General features: G+C 57.1%; 25 protein-coding genes and 2 tRNA genes. 24 read left to right on the top strand and 3 right to left on the bottom strand.

All coding sequences use genetic code 11. The annotated features are described in order from the left end of the window. Nucleotides 1-4: 4 nt before the first annotated feature. Entirely contained in the window at nucleotides 5-715 is a 711-nt protein-coding gene (locus tag QMP16_RS20095; RefSeq protein ID WP_282153845.1) for a GntR family transcriptional regulator, read from the bottom strand. Between the two features lie 137 nt (nucleotides 716-852). Here QMP16_RS20095 and QMP16_RS20100 point away from each other — a divergent pair, with 137 nt between their 5' ends. The 8 genes from QMP16_RS20100 to QMP16_RS20135 all read left to right on the top strand — a co-directional run bounded on the left by QMP16_RS20100 (nucleotide 853) and on the right by QMP16_RS20135 (nucleotide 8,736). Next, the gene (locus QMP16_RS20100; RefSeq protein ID WP_108862113.1) at nucleotides 853-1,803 is read left to right on the top strand and encodes a GlxA family transcriptional regulator; all 951 of its coding nucleotides are present in this window, start codon (nucleotides 853-855) and stop codon (nucleotides 1,801-1,803) included. 385 nt (nucleotides 1,804-2,188) lie between these two features. Then, nucleotides 2,189-2,692, top strand: a complete 504-nt coding sequence (locus tag QMP16_RS20105; RefSeq protein ID WP_282153846.1) for a hypothetical protein — start codon at nucleotides 2,189-2,191, stop codon at nucleotides 2,690-2,692. A 537-nt stretch (nucleotides 2,693-3,229) separates the two neighbouring features. After that, nucleotides 3,230-4,435, top strand: a complete 1,206-nt coding sequence (locus QMP16_RS20110) for a tyrosine-type recombinase/integrase (RefSeq protein ID WP_282153847.1) — start codon at nucleotides 3,230-3,232, stop codon at nucleotides 4,433-4,435. Beyond that, nucleotides 4,432-5,103, top strand: a complete 672-nt coding sequence (locus tag QMP16_RS20115; protein WP_282153848.1) for a hypothetical protein — start codon at nucleotides 4,432-4,434, stop codon at nucleotides 5,101-5,103. Before QMP16_RS20110 ends, QMP16_RS20115 begins: the two co-directional genes overlap by 4 nt. Nucleotides 5,104-5,218: 115 nt before the next feature. Beyond that, nucleotides 5,219-5,458, top strand: coding sequence for a helix-turn-helix transcriptional regulator (locus QMP16_RS20120; RefSeq protein WP_282153849.1), 240 nt, complete (start codon nucleotides 5,219-5,221; stop codon nucleotides 5,456-5,458). A gap of 195 nt (nucleotides 5,459-5,653) precedes the next feature. Next, nucleotides 5,654-6,109, top strand: a complete 456-nt coding sequence (locus QMP16_RS20125; RefSeq protein ID WP_282153850.1) for a hypothetical protein — start codon at nucleotides 5,654-5,656, stop codon at nucleotides 6,107-6,109. 295 nt (nucleotides 6,110-6,404) lie between these two features. Beyond that, nucleotides 6,405-6,827 (top strand): single-stranded DNA-binding protein, encoded by a 423-nt coding sequence (locus tag QMP16_RS20130; RefSeq protein ID WP_282153851.1) that lies wholly within the window; start codon nucleotides 6,405-6,407, stop codon nucleotides 6,825-6,827. Nucleotides 6,828-7,788: 961 nt separating this feature from the next. Then, nucleotides 7,789-8,736, top strand: coding sequence for a hypothetical protein (locus tag QMP16_RS20135; RefSeq protein ID WP_282153852.1), 948 nt, complete (start codon nucleotides 7,789-7,791; stop codon nucleotides 8,734-8,736). Between the two features lie 284 nt (nucleotides 8,737-9,020). Here the strand turns inward: QMP16_RS20135 and QMP16_RS20140 are convergent. Continuing rightward, nucleotides 9,021-9,095 (bottom strand) — tRNA-Thr (locus QMP16_RS20140). An 83-nt stretch (nucleotides 9,096-9,178) separates the two neighbouring features. Between QMP16_RS20140 and QMP16_RS20145 the strand changes: the two genes are divergently transcribed. The 10 genes from QMP16_RS20145 to QMP16_RS20190 all read left to right on the top strand — a co-directional run bounded on the left by QMP16_RS20145 (nucleotide 9,179) and on the right by QMP16_RS20190 (nucleotide 15,868). Further along, nucleotides 9,179-9,334: a hypothetical protein gene (locus QMP16_RS20145; protein WP_199520031.1), complete on the top strand. Its 156-nt coding sequence runs from the start codon at nucleotides 9,179-9,181 to the stop codon at nucleotides 9,332-9,334. A gap of 6 nt (nucleotides 9,335-9,340) precedes the next feature. Then, nucleotides 9,341-10,609: a UDP-N-acetylglucosamine 1-carboxyvinyltransferase gene (murA, locus tag QMP16_RS20150; RefSeq protein WP_282153853.1), complete on the top strand. Its 1,269-nt coding sequence runs from the start codon at nucleotides 9,341-9,343 to the stop codon at nucleotides 10,607-10,609. Further along, complete coding sequence (locus QMP16_RS20155) at nucleotides 10,606-11,082, top strand: DUF2948 family protein (protein WP_058275388.1); 477 nt, start codon at nucleotides 10,606-10,608, stop codon at nucleotides 11,080-11,082. Before murA ends, QMP16_RS20155 begins: the two co-directional genes overlap by 4 nt. Before the next feature lie 43 nt (nucleotides 11,083-11,125). After that, nucleotides 11,126-11,593, top strand: coding sequence for a GNAT family N-acetyltransferase (locus QMP16_RS20160; protein ID WP_282153854.1), 468 nt, complete (start codon nucleotides 11,126-11,128; stop codon nucleotides 11,591-11,593). Nucleotides 11,594-11,653: 60 nt separating this feature from the next. Continuing rightward, on the top strand, nucleotides 11,654-12,955 hold the full coding sequence (gene hisD, locus QMP16_RS20165) for a histidinol dehydrogenase (RefSeq protein ID WP_282153855.1): 1,302 nt from the start codon (nucleotides 11,654-11,656) through the stop codon (nucleotides 12,953-12,955). Between the two features lie 385 nt (nucleotides 12,956-13,340). Continuing rightward, nucleotides 13,341-13,931, top strand: coding sequence for a hypothetical protein (locus QMP16_RS20170; protein WP_282153856.1), 591 nt, complete (start codon nucleotides 13,341-13,343; stop codon nucleotides 13,929-13,931). A gap of 14 nt (nucleotides 13,932-13,945) precedes the next feature. After that, a complete protein-coding gene (locus tag QMP16_RS20175) occupies nucleotides 13,946-14,425 on the top strand; it encodes a UPF0262 family protein (RefSeq protein WP_282153857.1) in 480 nt (159 codons plus the stop codon). Between the two features lie 3 nt (nucleotides 14,426-14,428). Further along, nucleotides 14,429-14,881, top strand: a complete 453-nt coding sequence (locus tag QMP16_RS20180; protein ID WP_058275393.1) for a low molecular weight phosphatase family protein — start codon at nucleotides 14,429-14,431, stop codon at nucleotides 14,879-14,881. A 2-nt stretch (nucleotides 14,882-14,883) separates the two neighbouring features. Further along, nucleotides 14,884-15,282: a ketosteroid isomerase-related protein gene (locus QMP16_RS20185; protein WP_282153858.1), complete on the top strand. Its 399-nt coding sequence runs from the start codon at nucleotides 14,884-14,886 to the stop codon at nucleotides 15,280-15,282. Next, nucleotides 15,275-15,868, top strand: a complete 594-nt coding sequence (locus QMP16_RS20190; protein ID WP_282153859.1) for a GNAT family N-acetyltransferase — start codon at nucleotides 15,275-15,277, stop codon at nucleotides 15,866-15,868. Before QMP16_RS20185 ends, QMP16_RS20190 begins: the two co-directional genes overlap by 8 nt. Before the next feature lie 139 nt (nucleotides 15,869-16,007). Here the strand turns inward: QMP16_RS20190 and QMP16_RS20195 are convergent, their stop codons facing one another. After that, nucleotides 16,008-16,421, bottom strand: coding sequence for a CHAP domain-containing protein (locus QMP16_RS20195; RefSeq protein ID WP_348774619.1), 414 nt, complete (start codon nucleotides 16,419-16,421; stop codon nucleotides 16,008-16,010). A 443-nt stretch (nucleotides 16,422-16,864) separates the two neighbouring features. On the opposite strand from QMP16_RS20195, the gene QMP16_RS20200 reads away from it, so the two are divergent. The 6 genes from QMP16_RS20200 to QMP16_RS20225 all read left to right on the top strand — a co-directional run bounded on the left by QMP16_RS20200 (nucleotide 16,865) and on the right by QMP16_RS20225 (nucleotide 19,992). After that, complete coding sequence (locus QMP16_RS20200) at nucleotides 16,865-17,740, top strand: carbon-nitrogen hydrolase family protein (RefSeq protein WP_282153860.1); 876 nt, start codon at nucleotides 16,865-16,867, stop codon at nucleotides 17,738-17,740. Between the two features lie 91 nt (nucleotides 17,741-17,831). Next, nucleotides 17,832-18,050 carry a translation initiation factor IF-1 gene (gene infA, locus QMP16_RS20205; protein ID WP_005978431.1) on the top strand — a complete coding sequence of 73 codons (219 nt, stop codon included), beginning with the start codon at nucleotides 17,832-17,834 and terminating at the stop codon, nucleotides 18,048-18,050. Between the two features lie 11 nt (nucleotides 18,051-18,061). Then, nucleotides 18,062-18,640 carry a Maf family protein gene (locus tag QMP16_RS20210; RefSeq protein ID WP_109312466.1) on the top strand — a complete coding sequence of 193 codons (579 nt, stop codon included), beginning with the start codon at nucleotides 18,062-18,064 and terminating at the stop codon, nucleotides 18,638-18,640. Next, on the top strand, nucleotides 18,637-19,659 hold the full coding sequence (locus QMP16_RS20215; RefSeq protein WP_282153861.1) for a ribonuclease E/G: 1,023 nt from the start codon (nucleotides 18,637-18,639) through the stop codon (nucleotides 19,657-19,659). The genes QMP16_RS20210 and QMP16_RS20215 overlap by 4 nt, the downstream gene beginning before the upstream one ends. Continuing rightward, nucleotides 19,656-19,838, top strand: a complete 183-nt coding sequence (locus QMP16_RS20220; RefSeq protein ID WP_282153862.1) for a DNA gyrase inhibitor YacG — start codon at nucleotides 19,656-19,658, stop codon at nucleotides 19,836-19,838. The genes QMP16_RS20215 and QMP16_RS20220 overlap by 4 nt, the downstream gene beginning before the upstream one ends. A gap of 79 nt (nucleotides 19,839-19,917) precedes the next feature. Beyond that, nucleotides 19,918-19,992 (top strand) — tRNA-Phe (locus tag QMP16_RS20225). The last annotated feature ends 68 nt before the right edge of the window (nucleotides 19,993-20,060 follow it).

Below are 20,060 nucleotides of genomic sequence, written 5' to 3' on the forward strand. Positions count from 1 at the left end.
GTCCTCATGCAGGTTTCGAAAGGGGCGGGATGCCCATCGGGACATCCAACGCGGCAGGCATCACGAATAGTTCGATTTGGTCGCGTGACAGGTTCCAGTGATCCTCGGCCAGCTGCACAGCAGCTGCCTCATCGCCCGCCTCGATGGCGGCGATGATGGCGTCATGCTGGCGACTTGCCTCGGACAGGTTCTCGGTCTTGTGCGCGGATTGGGGTCTATAGAAGGTCATCCCGATCCGGGCATGGTCGATCAGCAACCGGTTGAATGATGGCCGCAAGTAAACATTGCCTGACATCTCTCCGGTCACATCATGAAAGCGGTTATTGGCCAGCGCCCGATCTTCGGCGGATCCGGATTGCAACGCAGCCTTGAACGCCTGTTGCGCGTCTTTCAGGTCGTTGATCTGAGTTCGTGTGGCGTTCTGCGCGGCAAGTCGCAAAACCGCGCCATAGATCATGGGTGCAGCCAGAAAAAAATCACGCAGGGTGGTATAAGACATCTCAGACACCCTGGCACTGCGGTTGGTGCGCAAGTCCAGATAGCCTTCGCCCGCCAGTTGCCGGAACACTTCGCGCAACGGTGTCCGGGACAAGCCAAAAGCGTCGGACAGGTGCGCCTCGTCCAGATCTGTGCCTGGTTGCAGGCGCAGCGTCAGGATCGACACCTTCAGATGCTCCATCAAGTCGGCCTTTCGGGATTTGGCGTCGTCTTTCATCCGTTCCTCCAACAGTCGCTGCGCGAATCGTGTCGGCTAATTCGTTCATTCTCTGTATTCTAAAAAAATACAAGTTGTATACAGAAAAGAATCGTGCAGCATAGGCCGTCGACCACGTCAAACTGAATCGGACGTCTATGCGCCAACCCCGCCACATCACTTTCATCCTGATCGAGGAATTCTCGCATCTCGCCTTTTCCTGCGCGGTCGAGCCGCTGCGCATTGCCAACCTCGTCAGCGGTCAAGATCTGTATGAGTGGTCTTTTGTATCCGAACACAGCAAGCAGGCCGTCTGTTCCAACGGGTCGGTGACTTTGGTTCATGGGGGACTGGACGCGCTGCCAAAGACCGACCAACTGTTCGTGCTGTCAGGTATTCATATGCGAAACCATGTCTCGCGCCCTTTGCTTGCAACCCTGCGGCGCGAGCGGGCGAGAGGTACGGCCATCGGGGCCTTGTGTTCGGGCGCGTGGTTGCTTGCCGAGGCAGGATTTCTGGACGGGATGCAGGCCGCCATTCACTGGGAGTACCACGATGCCTTTATGGAGGCCTTTCCCGAGGTGAATCTGGTGCGCAGTGTCTTTGTCGCCGATGAAAAGCACATCACTGCCTCGGGTGGCACGGCGACCGCCGACCTGATGTTGCACCTGATTGAAAGGGACCACGGCGAAGAGTTGTCCATCGCGGTTGCTGACCAGATGGTCTACAACGCCGTGCGCAATGCCACGGCCAAACAGCGCGTGTCCCTTCAATCGCGCAACGGGATGCGTAACGCGCATCTCGCCAAGGCAATTCATATCATGCAGGACTGCATCGAGGCACCGGTTTCCCCATCTGATATTGCCGGGGACCTGGGGATTTCAACGCGCCAGTTGGAACGGTTGTTCGGTAAATACCTCAACACGTCGCCCAAGAAGTACTTTATGGAGCTTCGGCTGGAGCGCGCCCAGAAGCTGTTATTGCAAACCGAGGCATCCGTGACCGAAGTGGCAATGGCCTGCGGGTTCGAAAATCCGGGACATTTTTCGCGCGTTTACCGGTCGAGTTTTGGTGTGACGCCACATGCTCAAAAGAACAAGATAGACTAAGTGATAAGGACGGGGGGAGCGTCTCTGTCCTAAGGCGAGCCTGGCTGAACAGGCGCTCACCCCCTAATCCTGCTTCGTACCCCCTCGTTAAAACTTTACTGGTAAACTGGTCAGCAGGATTGAGTATTCATACATATCGAAGTGGGCATAACTATTACAAGATCGTGTCAGATATGTGTGCTTTTTGTTTAAAACATTAACGTTTGCGGTGTTCACCAGTTGACCAAATGGCTCAAAACAGGCCAACTTATAGGGTGAAATGTATAGACAGACTCTGAAGTTGGCCAAAAAAGACGACAAATCGGGAAATTCTGACCGCAATTCCCATGCCGGCGATGCCGTCAGATTTTATATCTTCATCACAAATTGACGGTGGAGGATATCAATGCACTTGGAAATCGGTAAATCTGACTCCCGCTTCGCTAACGGTGCGGTTTCTCGTGCCAGTCGCGAGCGTCAGATTTGCGATGCGGCCAAATTGGCCGAAGCTGCCTTTTCCGAACTGACCGCTGTTGCGGACCGCGCGCCGGATATGACGGCGTCCAACGGTCAGGTTTTTCAGGTGTTCCGTTGGTATTTCTTGTCGGCTTATTGCACGCGATTGCTGACCAACGCCGCCCATCGGCTAGAGCGTCAGACTTTACAGGTCTCGATGGACGTGTTCAGCGCCGTTAGAATGGTCCTGCCGGACACAGAGGTTGAAGCATCCATGGCCCTGGCTCAGGGTGAAGTGACAACACCGGCCGCGGCGCGCTTGAACAAGATCGGATGCCGTGGACATTCTGCGGGCTGGATCGCCGCAAAGCTGAATCAGCAAGGTCGGGACATCCCATCAGAGATCAAGAGCTCGCTTGCTGGCGCATTGTCAGCGTCGGAACGGCGCATTTGACGCGACCGGGGATCCCACACGCGCTGGGTAATTTCGACAAAAATAATTCAACGCACTGTCGGTTTCTCAATGGGAGAGTGGATCGACAAATTCAAGTTTATCCCGGCAAGTGGGGCTTGCAAACGTCAAGTCCCAACCCCGTTTGAGGAAGGTTGCATTCATACTCCGCGAACAAGGCGTTGAGCTGAATGGTTCAAAGTAAACTCAACGCGTCACGCGCAATTCGAACCGCGCTACTGGGGCTTGATGCGCCCATGGCACATGCAAGCGGGTACTGGACTGCCATGCTCATAACCGAGCAGCGTGTGCATTATTCAATGGAGATTATATGGTGCTGCTGGAGAGAATTGAACTCTCGACCTCTCCCTTTCCAAGGACCGGTTGAGTGATGACAGACGCCGCCAATAGCTCCAAAGTAGCATTTATTATCATATATTTATAGACTATACTGCCGACATGAGTCGCCACGGATACGCAGCAATGTGTGCCCCTGGTGTGCCCCTGGTGTGCCCCAGTCAAATGATGACGGGAAACACGATGACTGATGACAACGCCGCAGACGTGGTGCGGCTCAAGCGCAAACTATCCGCACCTGTGAAACTCACAACCGCCCGAGTGACAAAACTGACGCCGCGGGCAAATCGCTATGAGGTACGGGACGCGCAAACCCCCGGGCTGATTGTCCGCGTGCAGCCGAGCGGCGCTGCTTCGTACTACGTGAAATCCCGCGTCGGCGGTGGCCGGGGTGCTGCATTCCGCAACATCCGCATCGGTGGGGTTGATGTTGTGCCGCTGCATGAAGCACGCGCCGAAGCACTGCGGCTGCTGGCAGAACTGCGGGCGGGAATAGACCCAACGGACAAAACCGACGCGCTGACGCTATCTCAGCTGATCGAGGCATACAGTGAACGCCTGTCCCGCCGTGGGGTGGTAAAGCGCAAAGACGTGGTTTCGTGCCTGCAGCGCAACCTGACGCGTTACCTGCGCCGCCCGGCACATGACCTGACACGGGCGCACATCACGGGTGTGATGGATGAGATTGAGGCACGAGGACAACAAAGCGACTACCTGCGCAAATGCGTGTCCGGCCTGCTGACGTGGGCGACAAACGATGGACACCTGCCTGCAAACGTGCTGGCAGGATATCGCCGAGAAAAGGACACACGGGCGCAGCGGCTGGGCGCACGGGCAAAGGTGACGTTTACGGATGCGGAGGAAATCAGGGCGTTTTGGGTGGCCACGGGCACGTTGGGAAACCCCGTGCACCGCGACCTGCTGCGTTTCCTGCTGCTGACGGGGCAACGACGCAGTGAAACAGCGTGGATGACGCGCGCCGACGTGACCGGGGACGTTTGGATCATCCCAGCCGCGCTGCACAAGATGGGGCAGGCGGTGCGGGTTCCGTTGGCGGCACATTCACTGCGCCTGTTGGGCGTACAGCCACAGATGGCAGGGGTCGGGCTTTATTTCCCCGGCAGACACGGAAAGCGGATCGGCGGGTTTTCCCAGTTGCTGCGTCCAGTAAAGGACGCGCTGGGCAATCCAGGGTTTGGGTTTCACGCGCTGCGCAGAACATACCGTACCGGTTTGGAAGCGCTGGGCGTACCGGAACGTGTTTGCGAACTGATGATTGGCCACGCCCGCCCTGATTTGCTGGGGCGGTATTCGGCGGCGGACCTGTGGGCGCAGCGTGTAGATGCGCAGGCGCTATGGGAAAGTCGCGTTGCCGAGGTGGTCGCATGACGAACGGGCGCGACACGGGCAATCAGAGAATGTCGGAGATGCCAACCACGTATGACGGGCGGCGGGTTAGGGCGGCGTATGTGCAGATGCGGGCTGACCTGGCCCGCGCAATGCAGCACCAGTCTAAAGATATGAAGCGGGGCACAGCGCTGACAGCGATTATCCGGTACATGGACGCGGCACACCCGGAACTGATACAGGGCGATGAGTTGGCAGAACTGCGGCGGTTACGGGCTGAAATACTGCACAATGCAGGCACAGCAGTCACGCGTGAACGGGGCAATGGCCAGCCCCAGAAGCCAGCTGGGGAAACCCTGCTGCGGTGTGCGGCCATCGCGGCGGTGCGTTTTCTGCGCGATGGAAAAACCCACGGGCAGGCGTTGACAGCGAAGAATGCCCGCGCTGAAGTCGCGCGGATACTGCGCAGTATGGGCCGGACAGACGGCGTCGAACGCGTGCGGAAATGGGAAGCCGATTGGCTGCCTCGTCAGCGTATCATTTCGGGGCCCGGCGTCGACACGGATGCGGACCCGGAGCATGCGGTGGACATTTATCAGGATTTCATGACGCGGAGTTATTGCCTGCCGGAAAACCCAATCATGAAAGCACGCGACACGCTGCGGAAGGTGGGGCGGGCATACGCTCCTGAAACCTGCCCTCGCCTGTAAAGCGATGAGATATCAGTTGGGTAGAAAATAGTCCGTTTGGCCCAATCCAAACAGACACAGGTTCCGTGGCATTTGTGGTGACAGAGATTTGTTGCCGATTACACGGGATATACACATGACGGAAATCACGCACATGAAACAGCCGGTCCTGGCCGCTGCCGGGGGAATGGTGGAACGGGACGTGCTGTATAGCACGCAGGATTTGGCGGCTATTCTGGGGGTTTCCCCGCGCACGGTGGAACGCTGGCGGCAAGATGGACGCGGGCCAAAGGTGACGCGGTTGTATCAGAATGCGCCACCCAAATATCGCGGGCTGCACATTCTCGAAGCGCTGGAAGCATCGGCAGAACGGTGATGCGAGTGGGACGATGAACCCCCACCTGCCAGCCAAACTCTACGCCGGAGACGCAGATGGGGCCACGCGACGAAACGTGACATCAATCAGTATGCCCGTGACGGAACGGACGGACAAGCGGGGTACACGGTTATCACCAGCCTCAAACAGGCCCGTGCGTACGCAGAGACGTGCTTTCGAGATTTTCGGTTGGATATGTCCGCAAAGCTGTTGCTGCATCTGATGGCCTGCAAATGGCACCCGAAGTATGGATGGCAACGTGGGCAAAACTCCATTGCCCGACTGATGGCAGTATCCAACTCCACGGCTACACACGCGCTGCAACAGTTGCTGGCGCTGGGTGTCATCTACGAAGCTGAACCCGGCAGAGGACGGCGTGCGCCGAGGTATGATTTCGGGCCAAACCGTGTGGATGTGGTGGAACCGTTACATCCGGTTAAACCGGATGAAAAGCAAACCGATCTGGATCCGGCTGACGTGGATGCAACGGACGCCCTGTCAAATAGCGTGACCCGGATGCAAAACCCCCCGTTGTATCCGGAAGAGCAGGATGCCTTCGGTATACGTGTCGCGGACGGCACCGTTTTGGGCGTCACCGGCGACGCAGATGAGTGGGACGGTTTTGTCCCCGTACCACCGGGAGAGATCTGATGCATTTGCACAGACTTCAACCGACTTTGGCGTCAATGGCGCGGCTCACTCACGGGCATGAATACGTGCGGCAACGTTTGCGCAGTTGCTGGGGAAGCGTCAGTGGTTGCGGATTGCGTGTCGAACCATCACCGCTCAACGCACCAGTGGAAATGTCAGAACAGCGGCTGCGGTCATCGCGGCGCTTTCACTGCACTGTCTCGCCAATGGCCACGGGCGCAACATCGCCGTGGATGGGCAGAGGCGAAAAGGCACACGCAACATCAATCACAGTCAAATCAATGGGGGTTGAACCATGATGATACTCATAATAGCGGGACGCGTCAGTAGAGGCGCACAACTCACCAAAGCCGGACAGATGGATGTTGCCAACTTCCGCATTGCGTCGGGCCGAGGTGACGATGCAATGATTGTCGGGGCGAGCCTGTGGGGCAAACGGGCGTTGGCCCTGGCGGAACATATTGTACAAGGCGTACCCATCACGGTTACGGGAAAGCTGAAGCAAGAGACCCACGAGGGTAAAACGTACCTGACGATTGCATCCGTGCAAGAAATCGAATTGCAGGACACGGTAGAAAACGTGCAGGCGAACCGGGAACGCTATCGTGCCAAACGCAAAGCACAGCAACAACAAACCAAAGCAGATGCGGGTGGCAGTCGCAGCGAAGTTGTAGACGGCACACCGTGGGGTTTGGGGAACTTTGGGACACGGGGGTAGACCGATGCCGCTGCAGTTCCGCTCAACACGGCAATACGTAATCTTGTGCGACTGTTGCGACGCTGTGGTGTTCGCCTGGCGTTCGTCGCGTCGATATTGTTCTAATGCCTGCCGCAGCGCTGAATACCGCTGGCGCAAAACGCAGGCGAAACACGAAGCGGCATTTGAGGAACACATCCGGTTGCTACGTGCGCAGCGTGAGGGCCAATCACTGCCCGCCGACACGCGTGTTTGCGCGGAATGTGGAGAGGCGTTGTTTCAGTTGGCCCAACACACCGCACACTATTGCAGCAGTAGTTGCAGGAGCAGGGCGTGGCGACGGCGACAGATTGCCAAAAATCGCACCAAAATGTCGCGCAATCATCTGTAAACGGTTCGAAATATGGCTACCACAACGCCCAAGCCGTGACGGCATTGGGGTGTAGAGGCATTGTTCCGGCGCACACCAACTGTAGATGGCAGAAAATCGCAAAACGTTGTCCCCTGTGCACACGACTGATCTCCCAATCCCGTGCACGTTGCACCGCGTGAGTTTTCCGATATTTCAAAACCGACGACCTGCGGAAATCACCGCGGCGGGTTCGAAAGCCAATGATGCTCACGACATTCTGTAGTCAACCAGTCGTCGAAGCTAACCGCAGGTTCAGCAGAGAGGAACACGACATGAAATGGCGCAAGATAGTTGTGGCTGATGACGGCAAGATTGACCGGATTTGGTTGGCGTTTGGTGGGGTGGCAATCATTGTCGTGCTGGCTGCATTCGCGTGCGAATAAACGGAAGGAACGTGAACGAATAAACCAATATTACAATTCATACTGTGCGCGGATTACGCCCTGATCCAAGTCGGTTGTTGACAATTGGTATTTGACTTGCGCCCAAAAAACCTGCTTGCACTATTTGTTCCGTGAAAAATGTGGTTAATGAAAATCGATTTTTCCGTAAAGACGTGTAGGCAGGCACATGGTAAAAAAAACTCGGGTGGTTTTTCTGCACCGAAAGGGCCTGAGCGGTGCTGGATCGAAAATCATGCGCTGCGATCAGTTGAGCGCACTGTGCAGTTATTATCTGGGCGATGAGTTCGAGTTTACCGTGGTCACGCTCAGGCCGATGCGCAGCACTGAGGCGTTCCGACAAGTCTGCTCAAACCTTCAGGATTGCATTGTTATCATGTTAAAGGGCACCTGGGCCTTGTTCGGTGACAATCGAATGCTTGAACTGCGCCGCTATGCGCGTGCGGTGTGCGTTGACTATGTAGACTCGAATGTCCGCACCAATTTCGCCCGCCACGCTCAGGTGCATGTAGCGGCATCGAAAGCTGGCGCTGCAATGCTGGAAGAGCTCGTTGTCTATCAGGGAGCGGGCGAGTGTGCAGGCAGGGTGATGCATCTGACCCATCATGCTGATCCGCGTTTGTCGGACGTGCGCTGCACGTTTGCCGACGTGGTGCAGGTGGGGTATCTCGGACATCCGGCCAACGCATTTCTCACGGATCGGTTGCGTCAGGAGGTGCATGTGCTGAGCTATGAAAACGACCGAGAAATCGGCGACGTATTCGAGGGGCTGCGCGGCTTCAATATGCACTATGCTGTTCGGGCTTTACCGCGCAGAAAAGAGGTGCTCGGTGTCTTCAAACCATTCACCAAGGGCTTCACCGCCGCGGTGTTGGGGGCAAATGTGCTGACAACACGCCACACAACGGATGCGGTGCATTACCTTGGCGAGGATTACCCGTTTCTTCTGGACCGAACTGACGAAGACAGCGTCCTGACCGCATTGGACCGAGCACGGTATTTATACGGAACGTCTGCTTGGGACGAGGCGACCGAACGGATGAGGCATGTCCGTCAGGAGTCCTCGCCGGAACGCATCGCGCAGGAGATGCGTGAGATTCTGTCCGACTTCACATGAGGGGCTATGCGGCTTGCCCGAGTGCATCCCCAAGCTTCAAGCTCTTGGCGATCAATCTCTTAGCTAGCATGCGCTACGCTGAGATATGCGCGCAGGATTACAAATGCCTGGAACAATCGCTCAGACTGCGGAACCGACCATAGCGGGATGTGCGGAGTTTCAGCTGTGCTCCAAACGGTACAGATGGTGTGCTGAAACCGCGATATTCTGCTGCAATGTGTGCCCCACGTGTGCCCCAGCGTCGGGGCGCGAGCGCTGCGCTGGTCGGTAACTCATTGAAAAGATGGTGCTGCTGGAGAGAATTGAACTCTCGACCTCTCCCTTACCAAGGGAGTGCTCTACCTCTGAGCTACAGCAGCGCTGTGGGCGGGTGATTAGACTCAAACGAAACGCGGCGCAAGGGTGTCTGGACGGTTTTTTTCGTCTCCTGTAGAGAAAGACAATGGCAGACAAAAATTCACCCAAAAAAGACGGTAAATCCGGGGACGCGCGCGAAGAACGGCTTAAGGCCGCGCTTAAGGCGAATATGGCGCGGCGCAAGGCGCAAGCCAAAGCGCGGGCGGCATCCGAGGACAAGACTGGCAAGGACGAGGGATAAGAGCAGATGGATTCGATTTTGGTAACGGGCAACGGGCCGCTGAACGGTCAGATACCGATTGCGGGGGCCAAGAACGCATGCCTGACGCTGATGCCTGCAACGTTGCTCAGCGAAGAACCGCTGACGCTGACCAATGCGCCGCGACTGAGTGACATCAAAACAATGACTGCGCTATTGCAATCGCTGGGGGCAGAAGTGTCTTCGCTGCAGGAAGGGCAGGTGCTGGCGATGTCCAGCCATAACCTGACCAGTCAGACGGCGGATTATGAGATTGTGCGCAAGATGCGGGCATCCAATTTGGTGCTTGGTCCTTTGCTGGCACGTTTCGGACAGGCCGTTGTGTCGTTGCCGGGCGGCTGCGCCATCGGCGCGCGTCCGATGGACCTGCATGTCGAAGGGCTTGAGGCGCTGGGCGCCGAGATCGAGCTTAAAGACGGTTACTTGCACACCAAAGCCCCGGGTGGGCTGAAAGGCGCAGTGCATGAGATGCGCTTTGCCTCGGTGGGCGCGACTGAGAACATCGTTATGGCCGCCACGCTGGCCAAAGGCACGACCGTTCTGAAGAATGCCGCGCGCGAGCCTGAGATTGTCGATCTGGTTGAGTGTCTACGCAAGATGGGTGCGCAAATTTCGGGTGAGGGGACCTCGACCATCGAGATTCAGGGCGTTGATCGCTTGCACGGTGCAACGCATCAGGTGGTGACCGACCGGATAGAACTGGGCACATATATGTTGGCCCCGGCCATGTGCGGCGGTGAAGTTGAGCTGCTGGGTGGTCGGATGGCTTTGGTCGAATCTTTTGCGGCCAAGTTGGATGCGGCGGGAGTGCATGTCGAAGAAACCCCAAATGGCCTGAAGGTCGCCCGTAAGAACGGACGTGTTAACGCTGTGGATGTTGTGACCGAGCCGTTCCCCGGTTTCCCGACGGATTTGCAGGCGCAGATGATGGCGCTGATGTGCACGGCCGAAGGTACCTCGGTTCTAGAAGAACGTATCTTTGAGAACCGCTTCATGCATGCCCCGGAATTGGTGCGCATGGGCGCGAATATTGAAGTGCACGGTGGTACGGCGACCGTGACCGGGGTTGAACGTCTGAAGGGAGCGCCCGTGATGGCGACGGATTTGCGGGCCTCAGTCTCGTTGATTCTGGCCGGAATGGCGGCTGAAGGGGAAACGACAGTCAGTCGGGTCTATCATCTGGACCGCGGATATGAACATGTGGTGCGTAAGCTGGAAGGCGTGGGCGCAAAGATTGAACGGATCAAAGGCCAATGACAGATGCAAGTTTCGAAGACGGACGCGAAGCCCCACTGAATCTGGGGGCCGAGGACGCCGATGACCTTCAGGTGATTTCGACCCTGGCGCAGGATGCGATTTTCCCAATCACCGAGATGACGTGGCGGCCCTCTGAGCGTCGCTTTGGCCTGTTGCTGAACCGGTTCCGCTGGGAAGACAAGGATGCTGCCGCCCGCCGCGACCGCCCGTTTGAACGGGTGCAGTCGGTTCTGGTTTTCGATTCAGTGCTGTCTGTGGCGAGCCAGGGGGTCGAACGCGGCGACAAGGAAATGGTGATGTCCCTGCTTTCGATTGATTTCGAAGCGGGCGAAGACGGTGCCGGGCAGATCATGCTGACACTGGCCGGAGACGGTACGATCCGCTTGTCGGTCGAGGCGCTGGATGTCACCCTCAAGGACGTGACCCGACCGTATCAGGCCCCATCCGGTCAGGCACCGCACCATCCGGAATAAGCGCGGCATAGCGCAGGCATTCACCGGACCCCCACAGGGTTTGGTGCTGCGCCGTGCGACCGTTTTCGACGTGTTCGATCTGAGCCGTGTTCTGATCCGGTCAATTACCGACCTTTGCACGGCGGACCATCAGGATGATCCTGAGGTGATCGCGCAATGGGTCGCAAACAAGGATCTGGAGACGATCAGAGGCTGGATCAGGAACGGGGCACAAATCTGGCTTGCCGAGAATAACGGGCAGCCTGCAGCCGTTGGTGGGCTGACCGAAGCCGGAGAAATCACCCTGTTGTATATCGATCCCGATCATACCGGTTGCGGTATTGGCGGCGCTTTGTTGAAGACGCTTGAGCAGGAACTTATCGCCTTTGGCTGTACCGAGGGACGGCTTGAAGCCACCCAAACGGCACAGGGTTTCTATGCGCGGCACGGCTGGGAAGCCACCGGAAGATGCAGTCAGCGCAATGACGTGTCCTGTCTGAGTATGCGCAAATCGCTGCACCTACAGGACTGAGGGTTGAGGCCGGTCCATCTGGGCGGTATGTCCCGATCAAACGCTCCGGAGTGCCAGTACATGCCTGTTTTCCTCGACACGACGTCGTCTGAATTCGAGACCGCCTTCAAAACACTATTGTCCGCCAAGCGCGAGGACAGCCCGGATGTGGACGCCGTTGTCGCCGGGATTATCGATGACGTGCGGAAACGTGGCGATGCGGCGGTGATCGAGCTGACCGCCAAGTTTGACCGACTGGAGCTGACGCCCGAAACAATGGCCTTCAGCGCTGAAAAGATCACCGAGGCTGTGGATCAGGTCTCGTCCGAAGATCGGGCTGCTTTGGAATTGGCCGCTGAGCGCATCAGATCCTATCACGAAAAGCAGTTGCCAGAGGATCACGAGTGGACAGATTCGTCGGGCGCAATGCTGGGTTGGCGTTGGTCTGCTGTGTCGGCTGCCGGTCTCTACGTGCCCGGCGGGCTGGCATCGTACCCGTCTTCCGTGCTGATGAACGCAATCCCCGCGAAGGTCGCTGGGGTTGAGCGTCTGGCCATTGCCGTGCCGACACCGGACGGGCAAGTGAACCCGTTGGTCCTGCTGGCGGCGCAGCTTTCCGGTGTGGACACGATCTATCGTATTGGCGGGGCACAGGCGATTGCCGCACTGGCCTATGGCACCGACACAATTGCAGCGGTCGACAAGATCACGGGTCCGGGCAACGCATTTGTAGCCGCCGCCAAGCGCCGCGTATTCGGGAAGGTTGGCATCGACATGATTGCAGGCCCGTCCGAGATTCTGGTCATCGCCGACAAGGAGAACGATCCCGACTGGATCGCACTGGACCTTCTTAGCCAGGCAGAACATGACGAAAGCGCGCAATCGATCCTGATTACAGATGACGCAGGATTTGGACAGGCTGTCGCCAAAGCCGTCGACAAACGCCTGGAAACCCTGCAGCGCCGCGCCATCGCGGGCGCAAGCTGGCGTGATTTTGGCGCGATAATCACCGTACGTGATTTGGACGAGGCGGCGGCATTGTCGAACCGCATCGCGCCCGAACACCTGGAGCTGTGCGTGGCCGACCCAATCGCGCTGAGCGCTAAGACTGTCCACGCCGGGGCGATCTTCCTGGGCCAGTACACACCGGAGGCCATTGGCGATTATGTCGGTGGTCCCAATCACGTGCTGCCAACAGCGCGTTCGGCCCGCTTCTCCTCTGGTCTCAGTGTGATGGATTTCCTCAAACGCACGACACTCAGCCAGATGACACCAGAAGCTTTGCGAGCGATTGGACCAGCAGCTGAGCAACTGGCGCACTCCGAAAGCCTCGAGGCACATGGGCTTTCAGTAACGGCGCGGTTGAAACGTCTGAACGGCTAAATCCTTATGGCCTAAGGGTCACACCCGCCGCGAACCTGCACGGATTATCTAGGTAGGGACTTGAAACAACCGGTTGTTCAACGGCGCCTTGACCGAAGGACCTGACATATAGTAGCCAGACTTGGAACGCGTGGCAACACTCTGGATCGGCAAGCGGTTTAGTTTTCTGGAGCATTTGTGCCTGAAATCCTTCGCGGGTGTGGACCAGAAGCCGATCGTCTACCACTATGGCGACCTATAGGATATTCCGGACTACATTGAGGCGTGCGACGCACGCGAAATTTTTGACACGTCCGAGATTTACCGTGATCCAATCACCCGATTCGTTGCCGTTTATGCGGATCTGTTCCGCCTGAAACTTATGCAGGTTTCGGACAATATCTGGGTGGATGCCGATGCCTACGCGAACAGACCGTTCGAGACCAAACAGGGATATTTGTTTCCAAAGGCGAATTTGAAACGTCGACGTATGATGAATGGCGTTCTGGCCTTTCCATCTGAAAACCTCGCGTTAAAGCAGATGTGCGAGTTTGCATTTGAAAGCGATCTTGTTCCGCCCTGGTGGCCGGAAGATCAGCAAAAAGCCTACCTGTGTATCTTTGGAAAATCCACGTATTGGGGTTTGCCCCTTTTTAGACTGGGGCCTCCAATGCTGTATTACTATGTCTCTAAAGGCGACGAGACTTCGATGGCAACGCCTCGAACCGACCTGTATTCAATTCCGCCCCGTTTCCGTGCTTTGTGGTACGACCCAGATATCTCAAAGCTGGATTTTCTCGAGTGGCAGGACAAGATGTCGATCCACTTTTATGGATCATGGTTCCGCCGGATGTTTTTAGGTGTAAAGAGCTTTAATGAAGGCTCTCTGATCGATCAGCTTCTGAAAAACCATCAAATCGACCCTGCGGAGCATCCGATTTGGTCTGCTCTTGCGTTGTTCATCATTTTTAATTGCGATAAGTCTGTCCCGGACTGAACGGACCACGCCTTATGACTCGTATCTCGCACATCGAACTAGATGACCGAAACCTGCCTCCGCCGACCCCCGAAATCGAGCAGGAGCGTAAGGTTGCGATCTATGATCTGCTGGAAGAAAACAGCTTTGCGCTGCCTTTACGCGATGACCGTGTCGTGCCCGACGGACCGTACCGTGTTCAGTTGTCGATCCGCGACAAGCGGCTGGTTTTCGACATTGCCACCGAGGCCGAGGAAAAGGCGGCAGAGTTTCATCTGTCACTGGGGCCGTTCCGGCAGGTGGTCAAAGACTACTTTCAGATCTGCGAAAGCTATTTCAACGCGGTAAAAACCCTGCCGCCCAGCCAGATCGAAACCATCGACATGGCCCGTCGCGGCATCCACAACGAAGGCAGCCGCGTTTTACAGGAACGTCTTGAAGGTAAGGCTGACATCGACACCGATACCGCACGCCGTTTGTTCACGCTGATCTGCGTGCTGCATTTCGGGGGCTGACGCGTGAAGCCTTTGCCGCAGTCGGTCCTGTTTTGTTGCGACCATAACGCGGTTCGGTCCCCTATGGCCGAAGGGCTCATGAAAAAGTTTTACGGCACCGGCACCTACGTACAATCCGCCGGTGTGCGAAATGACCTTGAGATTGACGGGTTCTGCATAGCGGTCTGTCAGGAGGTTGGCGTCGAACTGTCCCGCCATCGGTCGCGCTCGTTTGATGAAATGCAGGAATGGGGCGACGACCTAAGCTCGTTCGACCTGATCGTTGCGTTGTCACCGGCCAGCCAGCGTCAGGCGCTGGAGCTGACACGGATTTTTCACCTGGATGTCGATTATTGGCCAATAATGGACCCTACCGGACTGGGCGAAAGCCGCGCAGACAAGTTAATTCACTACCGACAGACCCGCGACCAGATCATTCAACATCTGAAAGGCCGCTGGGGTGAACCTACGGAGTGAACATGAACAAGACCGTCAAAACCTATTTTGAGGCCTTCAATGCCGGTGACGTCGACGGCATGCTGGCCTGCCTGTCCGATGATGTGGCGCATCACGTGAACGAAGGCCAGATCCGCACCGGCAAGGAAAAATTTGCAGCCTTCTGTGCCCATATGAACCGCTGCTACAAGGAACACCTGACGGACATCGTGGTGTTTGAGGCCGAAGGCGGTACCCGCGCTGCGGCAGAGTTCACTGTGAACGGCACCTATCTGCAGACGGATGAGGGTTTGCCGGAAGCCCGCGATCAGACCTATCGCTTGCCCGCCGGGTCGTTCTTTGACTTGAAAGACGGCAAAATTACCCGCGTCACCACGTTCTACAACCTCGCTGACTGGACAAAGCAGGTTTCGAATGGCTGAGGTTACAGCTGTCCGCCCCCTGACCGGCGCGGCGCTGACAAATGCCTTGGACGATGTGGGGCGTTTGCGGATTCAGGTGTTTCGGGCATGGCCGTATCTGTATGACGGCGACATTGATTACGAGCGGAAGTACCTCCAATCTTACCGTGACAGCGACAAAGCAGTCGTTGTTGGAGCGTTCGATGGTGACCGCCTGTTCGGCGCTTCAACCGGTGCCCCTCTGACCGATCACGCTGATGATTTCGCCGCCGCCTTTGAAGGCTCGGGCCTGGACCTGACCGACATCTTCTACTGCGCCGAATCTGTCCTTTTGCCGGACTATCGGGGGCAGGGGGTTGGGCATAAGTTCTTTGGCCTTCGCGAGGCACACGCGCGCAAGCTGGGCTACAGAAAATGCGCCTTTTGCAGTGTACAGCGCCCCCCCGCCCACCCGATGCAGCCCGATAATTATCGCCCCTTGGATACCTTCTGGCGCGCGCGGGGATATGAGCCACTGCCCGGTGTGATCGCGCAGTTTTTGTGGAAGGATGTTGGGGAAGAGGGCGAGACAGCAAAGCGACTGCAGTTTTGGATGCGGGATTTGTAGATAGTTTTCGTCTGCTCTGCGGACGATATTGACGTTCGACCTCCCCGCGCAAACGTTAGGTGCTCGCGATTCACGGCCGAAGCAGGAAACGCTCGCGGTGCATTCCGATGCCTCGCGGCAGACGCGAAGAGAAATTGAGCTACCCGTCATCTTTCGGATAGATAAACCCGTTCACTGGGTAGAAATTGCCATATCGGCCCGGCTGGGTTTCGACACGGACCAAGGTCCAATCATTGTGTTTGGATACGTCCCTGACGCCCATTTTCAACGATACCTTGTTTCGGTGCCAGTTGGCGTGATTCACGATGACTTCCCGGTCCGTGACAATATCCGACACGACAGCCACATGACCCAGGGGCATCCCGCTGGTTGCTCGAAACGACATCACAGCACCGACAGCTGGTTCATTGCCGCGTTCAAATGTACTGCGCGCCCTTCCCCACCAATCCTTGGCGTTGCCACGAATTTGGATGCCGCTGAGGTTCCGTGCGTAGGGTACGCACCACACCCTTTGCCCCCGGGCTTGCTTTTGCGCGACCTCCCGCAAAGCCATTGACTGACGTTCCGGATTGAGGTCTGCATCGGTTGGACGCTCGGAGCAGGCGGAGACAAGACAAAAAACACCCACCGCAATCGCGGTTCGGGCGGTGCCGGACAGGCGCGGCCAAATCGTATTTGTTTTGTAGGTGCTGTATTCCAAGACGCTTCATTGCCGGTTCGAAGACTAACGGGGTTCTACGATGATTTGACCGAAAATGAAAAGGGGCTTGCCAATTCTCCCGCAAGATTTTGCCAGTTCCCTGTGCCGTTGTTAACCCAATGGCTGAACTGGAAGACGCATATGCACTCGTTGTGATGGATGTTGCGCTTGAAAAAGAAGTCGGCACTGAGCCCACAGTGGAGTTGTTCATTCAATACACATGTTGACAGGATGGGGCTATACAGACCGCGAACTCACACTTAAATTCGCCCGAGTTTGGACCGCAAGGATAGCCCATGAAAGTCGCTACTGCCGCCTATAACCTAGATTGGCTCGACAGCTGGGCGCAGTATGAAGACAAGCTGGACCGCTGGGTCTCAGACGCCGCGGGGCAGGGGGCGGACCTGCTGGTTTTTCCTGAATATGGCGCGATGGAGCTGTCTACGCTCGACGGGGCCGAGGTGGCGGGTGATCTGGAGCGGTCGATCCACGCGGTCTCGGATCGGATGGAGGAAGTGCAAAACCTGCACCAGCGCCTCGCACAGGAGTACAAGGCGTACATTCTGGGCGCATCGGCCCCGGTTGTGGATGGCCTCGAGCGACCTGTGAACCGGGCTGCATTCTATGCCCCAGATGGCAAACAGGACCACCAGGACAAACAGATCATGACCCGGTTCGAACGCGAGTCGTGGGATATTGCCCCTGGCGGCCCGCTGAAGCTGTTTGATACTGCGCTGGGCAAAATCGGGGTGCTGATCTGCTACGATAGTGAGTTTCCGCTGTTGGGTCGTGCTCTCAGCGAGGCAGACCTTATCCTTGTCCCATCCTGCACCGAGGCGTTGTCAGGCTACTGGCGGGTGCGTATCGGCGCGATGTCCAGAGCATTGGAAAATCAATGCGTTACGGTGATGTCGTCCTTGGTGGGCGTTAATGAATGGTCCGAAGCCGTTGATATGAATACCGGCACTGGCGGTATATTTGGTCCACCGGACAAGGGCTTTCCCGTGACTGGAGTGCTGGCCGAAGGTACCCTGAACCAACCCGGCTGGACTTATGCTGAGGTCGACATGTCAGCCATCGCCGGTGTGCGTTCCGATGGCCATGTCCTCAACCGAACTCATTGGGATGAGCAATCACCCCGAGTCGATTCGGTCACAATATCCGCCCTATAGGTGATTCCGCCCTTGAAATAGGGCCAAAATAGGCTCATTTAAGCGCACATCCCCGCAGATTCTGCGGGTGCAACTTAAATGTGGAGACAACATGGCCAAGGAAGATACGCTCGAATTTCCCGGTGTCGTGAAGGAACTCCTGCCTAATGCGACGTTTCGGGTCGAGCTGGAAAACGGCCATGAGATCATCGCACATACGGCAGGCAAGATGCGCAAGAACCGCATCCGTGTTCTGGCCGGCGACAAAGTTCAGGTCGAGATGACCCCCTATGATCTGACCAAGGGTCGGATCAACTATCGCTTCAAGTAACGCCTGCCGCAATGGCGTTTATCTTAGGATCGGGCAGCCCAAGGCGGCTGGACCTGTTGGCCCAGCTTGGCGTGCAGCCCGATGCCATCCGTGCACCCGACATTGATGAAACGCCGCTGAAAGGTGAGCTGCCGGTGCCCTATTGCAATCGCATTACGCGGGCAAAAGTGCAGGCGGTACAGGCCGATGGCGACGATGTAACTCTTTGCGCGGATACCACGGTCGCACTGGGTCGCCGTATTCTGGGAAAACCGGAAGACGCGGGCCAGGCGGCTGAATTCCTGCATGCTTTGTCCGGTCGACGGCACCGCGTAATCACCTCGGTCGCTGTACGGCGCGGGGACCGCGTTCTGCAACGTGATGTGGTGTCTCAGGTCAAAGTCAAACGTCTGTCAGACGTCGAAATCAACGCTTACCTGGCGACCGGAGACTGGCAGGGCAAAGCAGGCGCTTACGCCATTCAAGGCCCTGCCGGGGCTTTCATCCCTTGGATTTCTGGTTCGTTTACCGGCATCGTGGGGCTCCCCCTGTCCGAGACTGCCGCGCTTTTGCAAGGCATCGGCTATCCCCTGTATCGTGAGGTGTCATGAAGGGTCGAACCATTGTTCTGGATCACATCGAAAACCGCGAATCTGCCGCCCTTATGGTCGACGGTCAGCTGGACGATTTCCTGATTGCAGCTGACGCGCCCGCGCCGGGTACGATTTACCGTGCCCGTGCCGACCGACCGGTCAAAGGGCAGGGTGGCATGTTCCTGACCACGCCAGATGGTCCGGCCTTTTTACGACAGGTCAAAGGGCTCGCACCCGGTGCACTGATGTTGGTTCAGGTGACGGGCTATGCCGAACCCGGTAAGGCGCTGCCAGTGACCGATCGGGTTCTCTTCAAAAGCCGCTATGCGATCGTCACGCCTGATGCGCCCGGTTTGAATATCTCACGTTCCATCCACGACGAAGATGAGCGTGACCGCCTTCTTGAAATCGCTCATGAGAGCATGGAGGGCAGCAGCCATGGCCTGATCCTGCGGTCCTGTTGTGAGGGCGAAGGTGCGGCTGAAATCGCCGAAGATATCGGTGCGATGCTGGCCCATGCGGATCAGGTTTTGAACGATCCGGGAACTGAGCCCGAGCTGTTGCTGGAAGGTGACGGACCCCATGTTCTGGCCTGGCGCGACTGGACTGACCCAGCTGAGGTTGTGACACAGCCGGGCAGTTTCGAAACGCATGGCGTATTGGATGCATTGGACGTGGCGCGTGGTATTTCCGAGCCACTGCCCGGAGGCGGGTATCTATATATTCAGCCCACCCGGGCCTTGGTCGCTGTGGATGTCAACACCGGGTCCGACACGTCGATGGCAGCCGGAACCAAGGTCAATTTCGCCTGTGCCAAGGGGCTTGCCCGTGCCTTGCGCGTTCGCGGTCTTGGGGGGCAAATCACTCTGGACCTAGCACCAATGCCTAAAAAGGATCGCCGTGGGTTCGAGGCCTCTCTGCGCGCTGCGTTGAAGGCAGATTCGGTCGAAACCACGCTGGCAGGTTGGACCCCTCTTGGCCACTACGAGCTACAGCGCAAACGCGGCCGTATCCCGTTGTCGGAAGTGCTGAAATGAGCTGCCCGATCTGCGCAGAAAAGTCTGTAACCGAGTTTCGGCCATTCTGTTCGAAGCGGTGTGCTGATATTGATCTGGCCAAGTGGCTGAACGGGTCCTACGCGGTTCCATCGCAGCGGGAAGAGGACGTTGAAACAGAAGCTTCCGATCCCGAACCAGAGCAACAATGTCCACATTGAAAAAATGTGAAAAAGCCTCTGGACACTGCCTGTAGCAAGTCATAGAACGCCTCCACCCAACGGCAAACGCCGTTCCCGTGCCCGGGTAGCTCAGGGGTAGAGCAGTGGATTGAAAATCCTCGTGTCGGTGGTTCGATTCCGCCCCCGGGCACCACTTCCTCAGGTAAACCCTTGGTTTCACTCCAGCTTTTAACAGCAGGTTGGAGCCGTAGACCATGTCAG

This window comes from Ruegeria atlantica (assembly GCF_947495585.1).
Classification (GTDB): Bacteria; Pseudomonadota; Alphaproteobacteria; order Rhodobacterales; family Rhodobacteraceae; genus Ruegeria; species Ruegeria atlantica_G.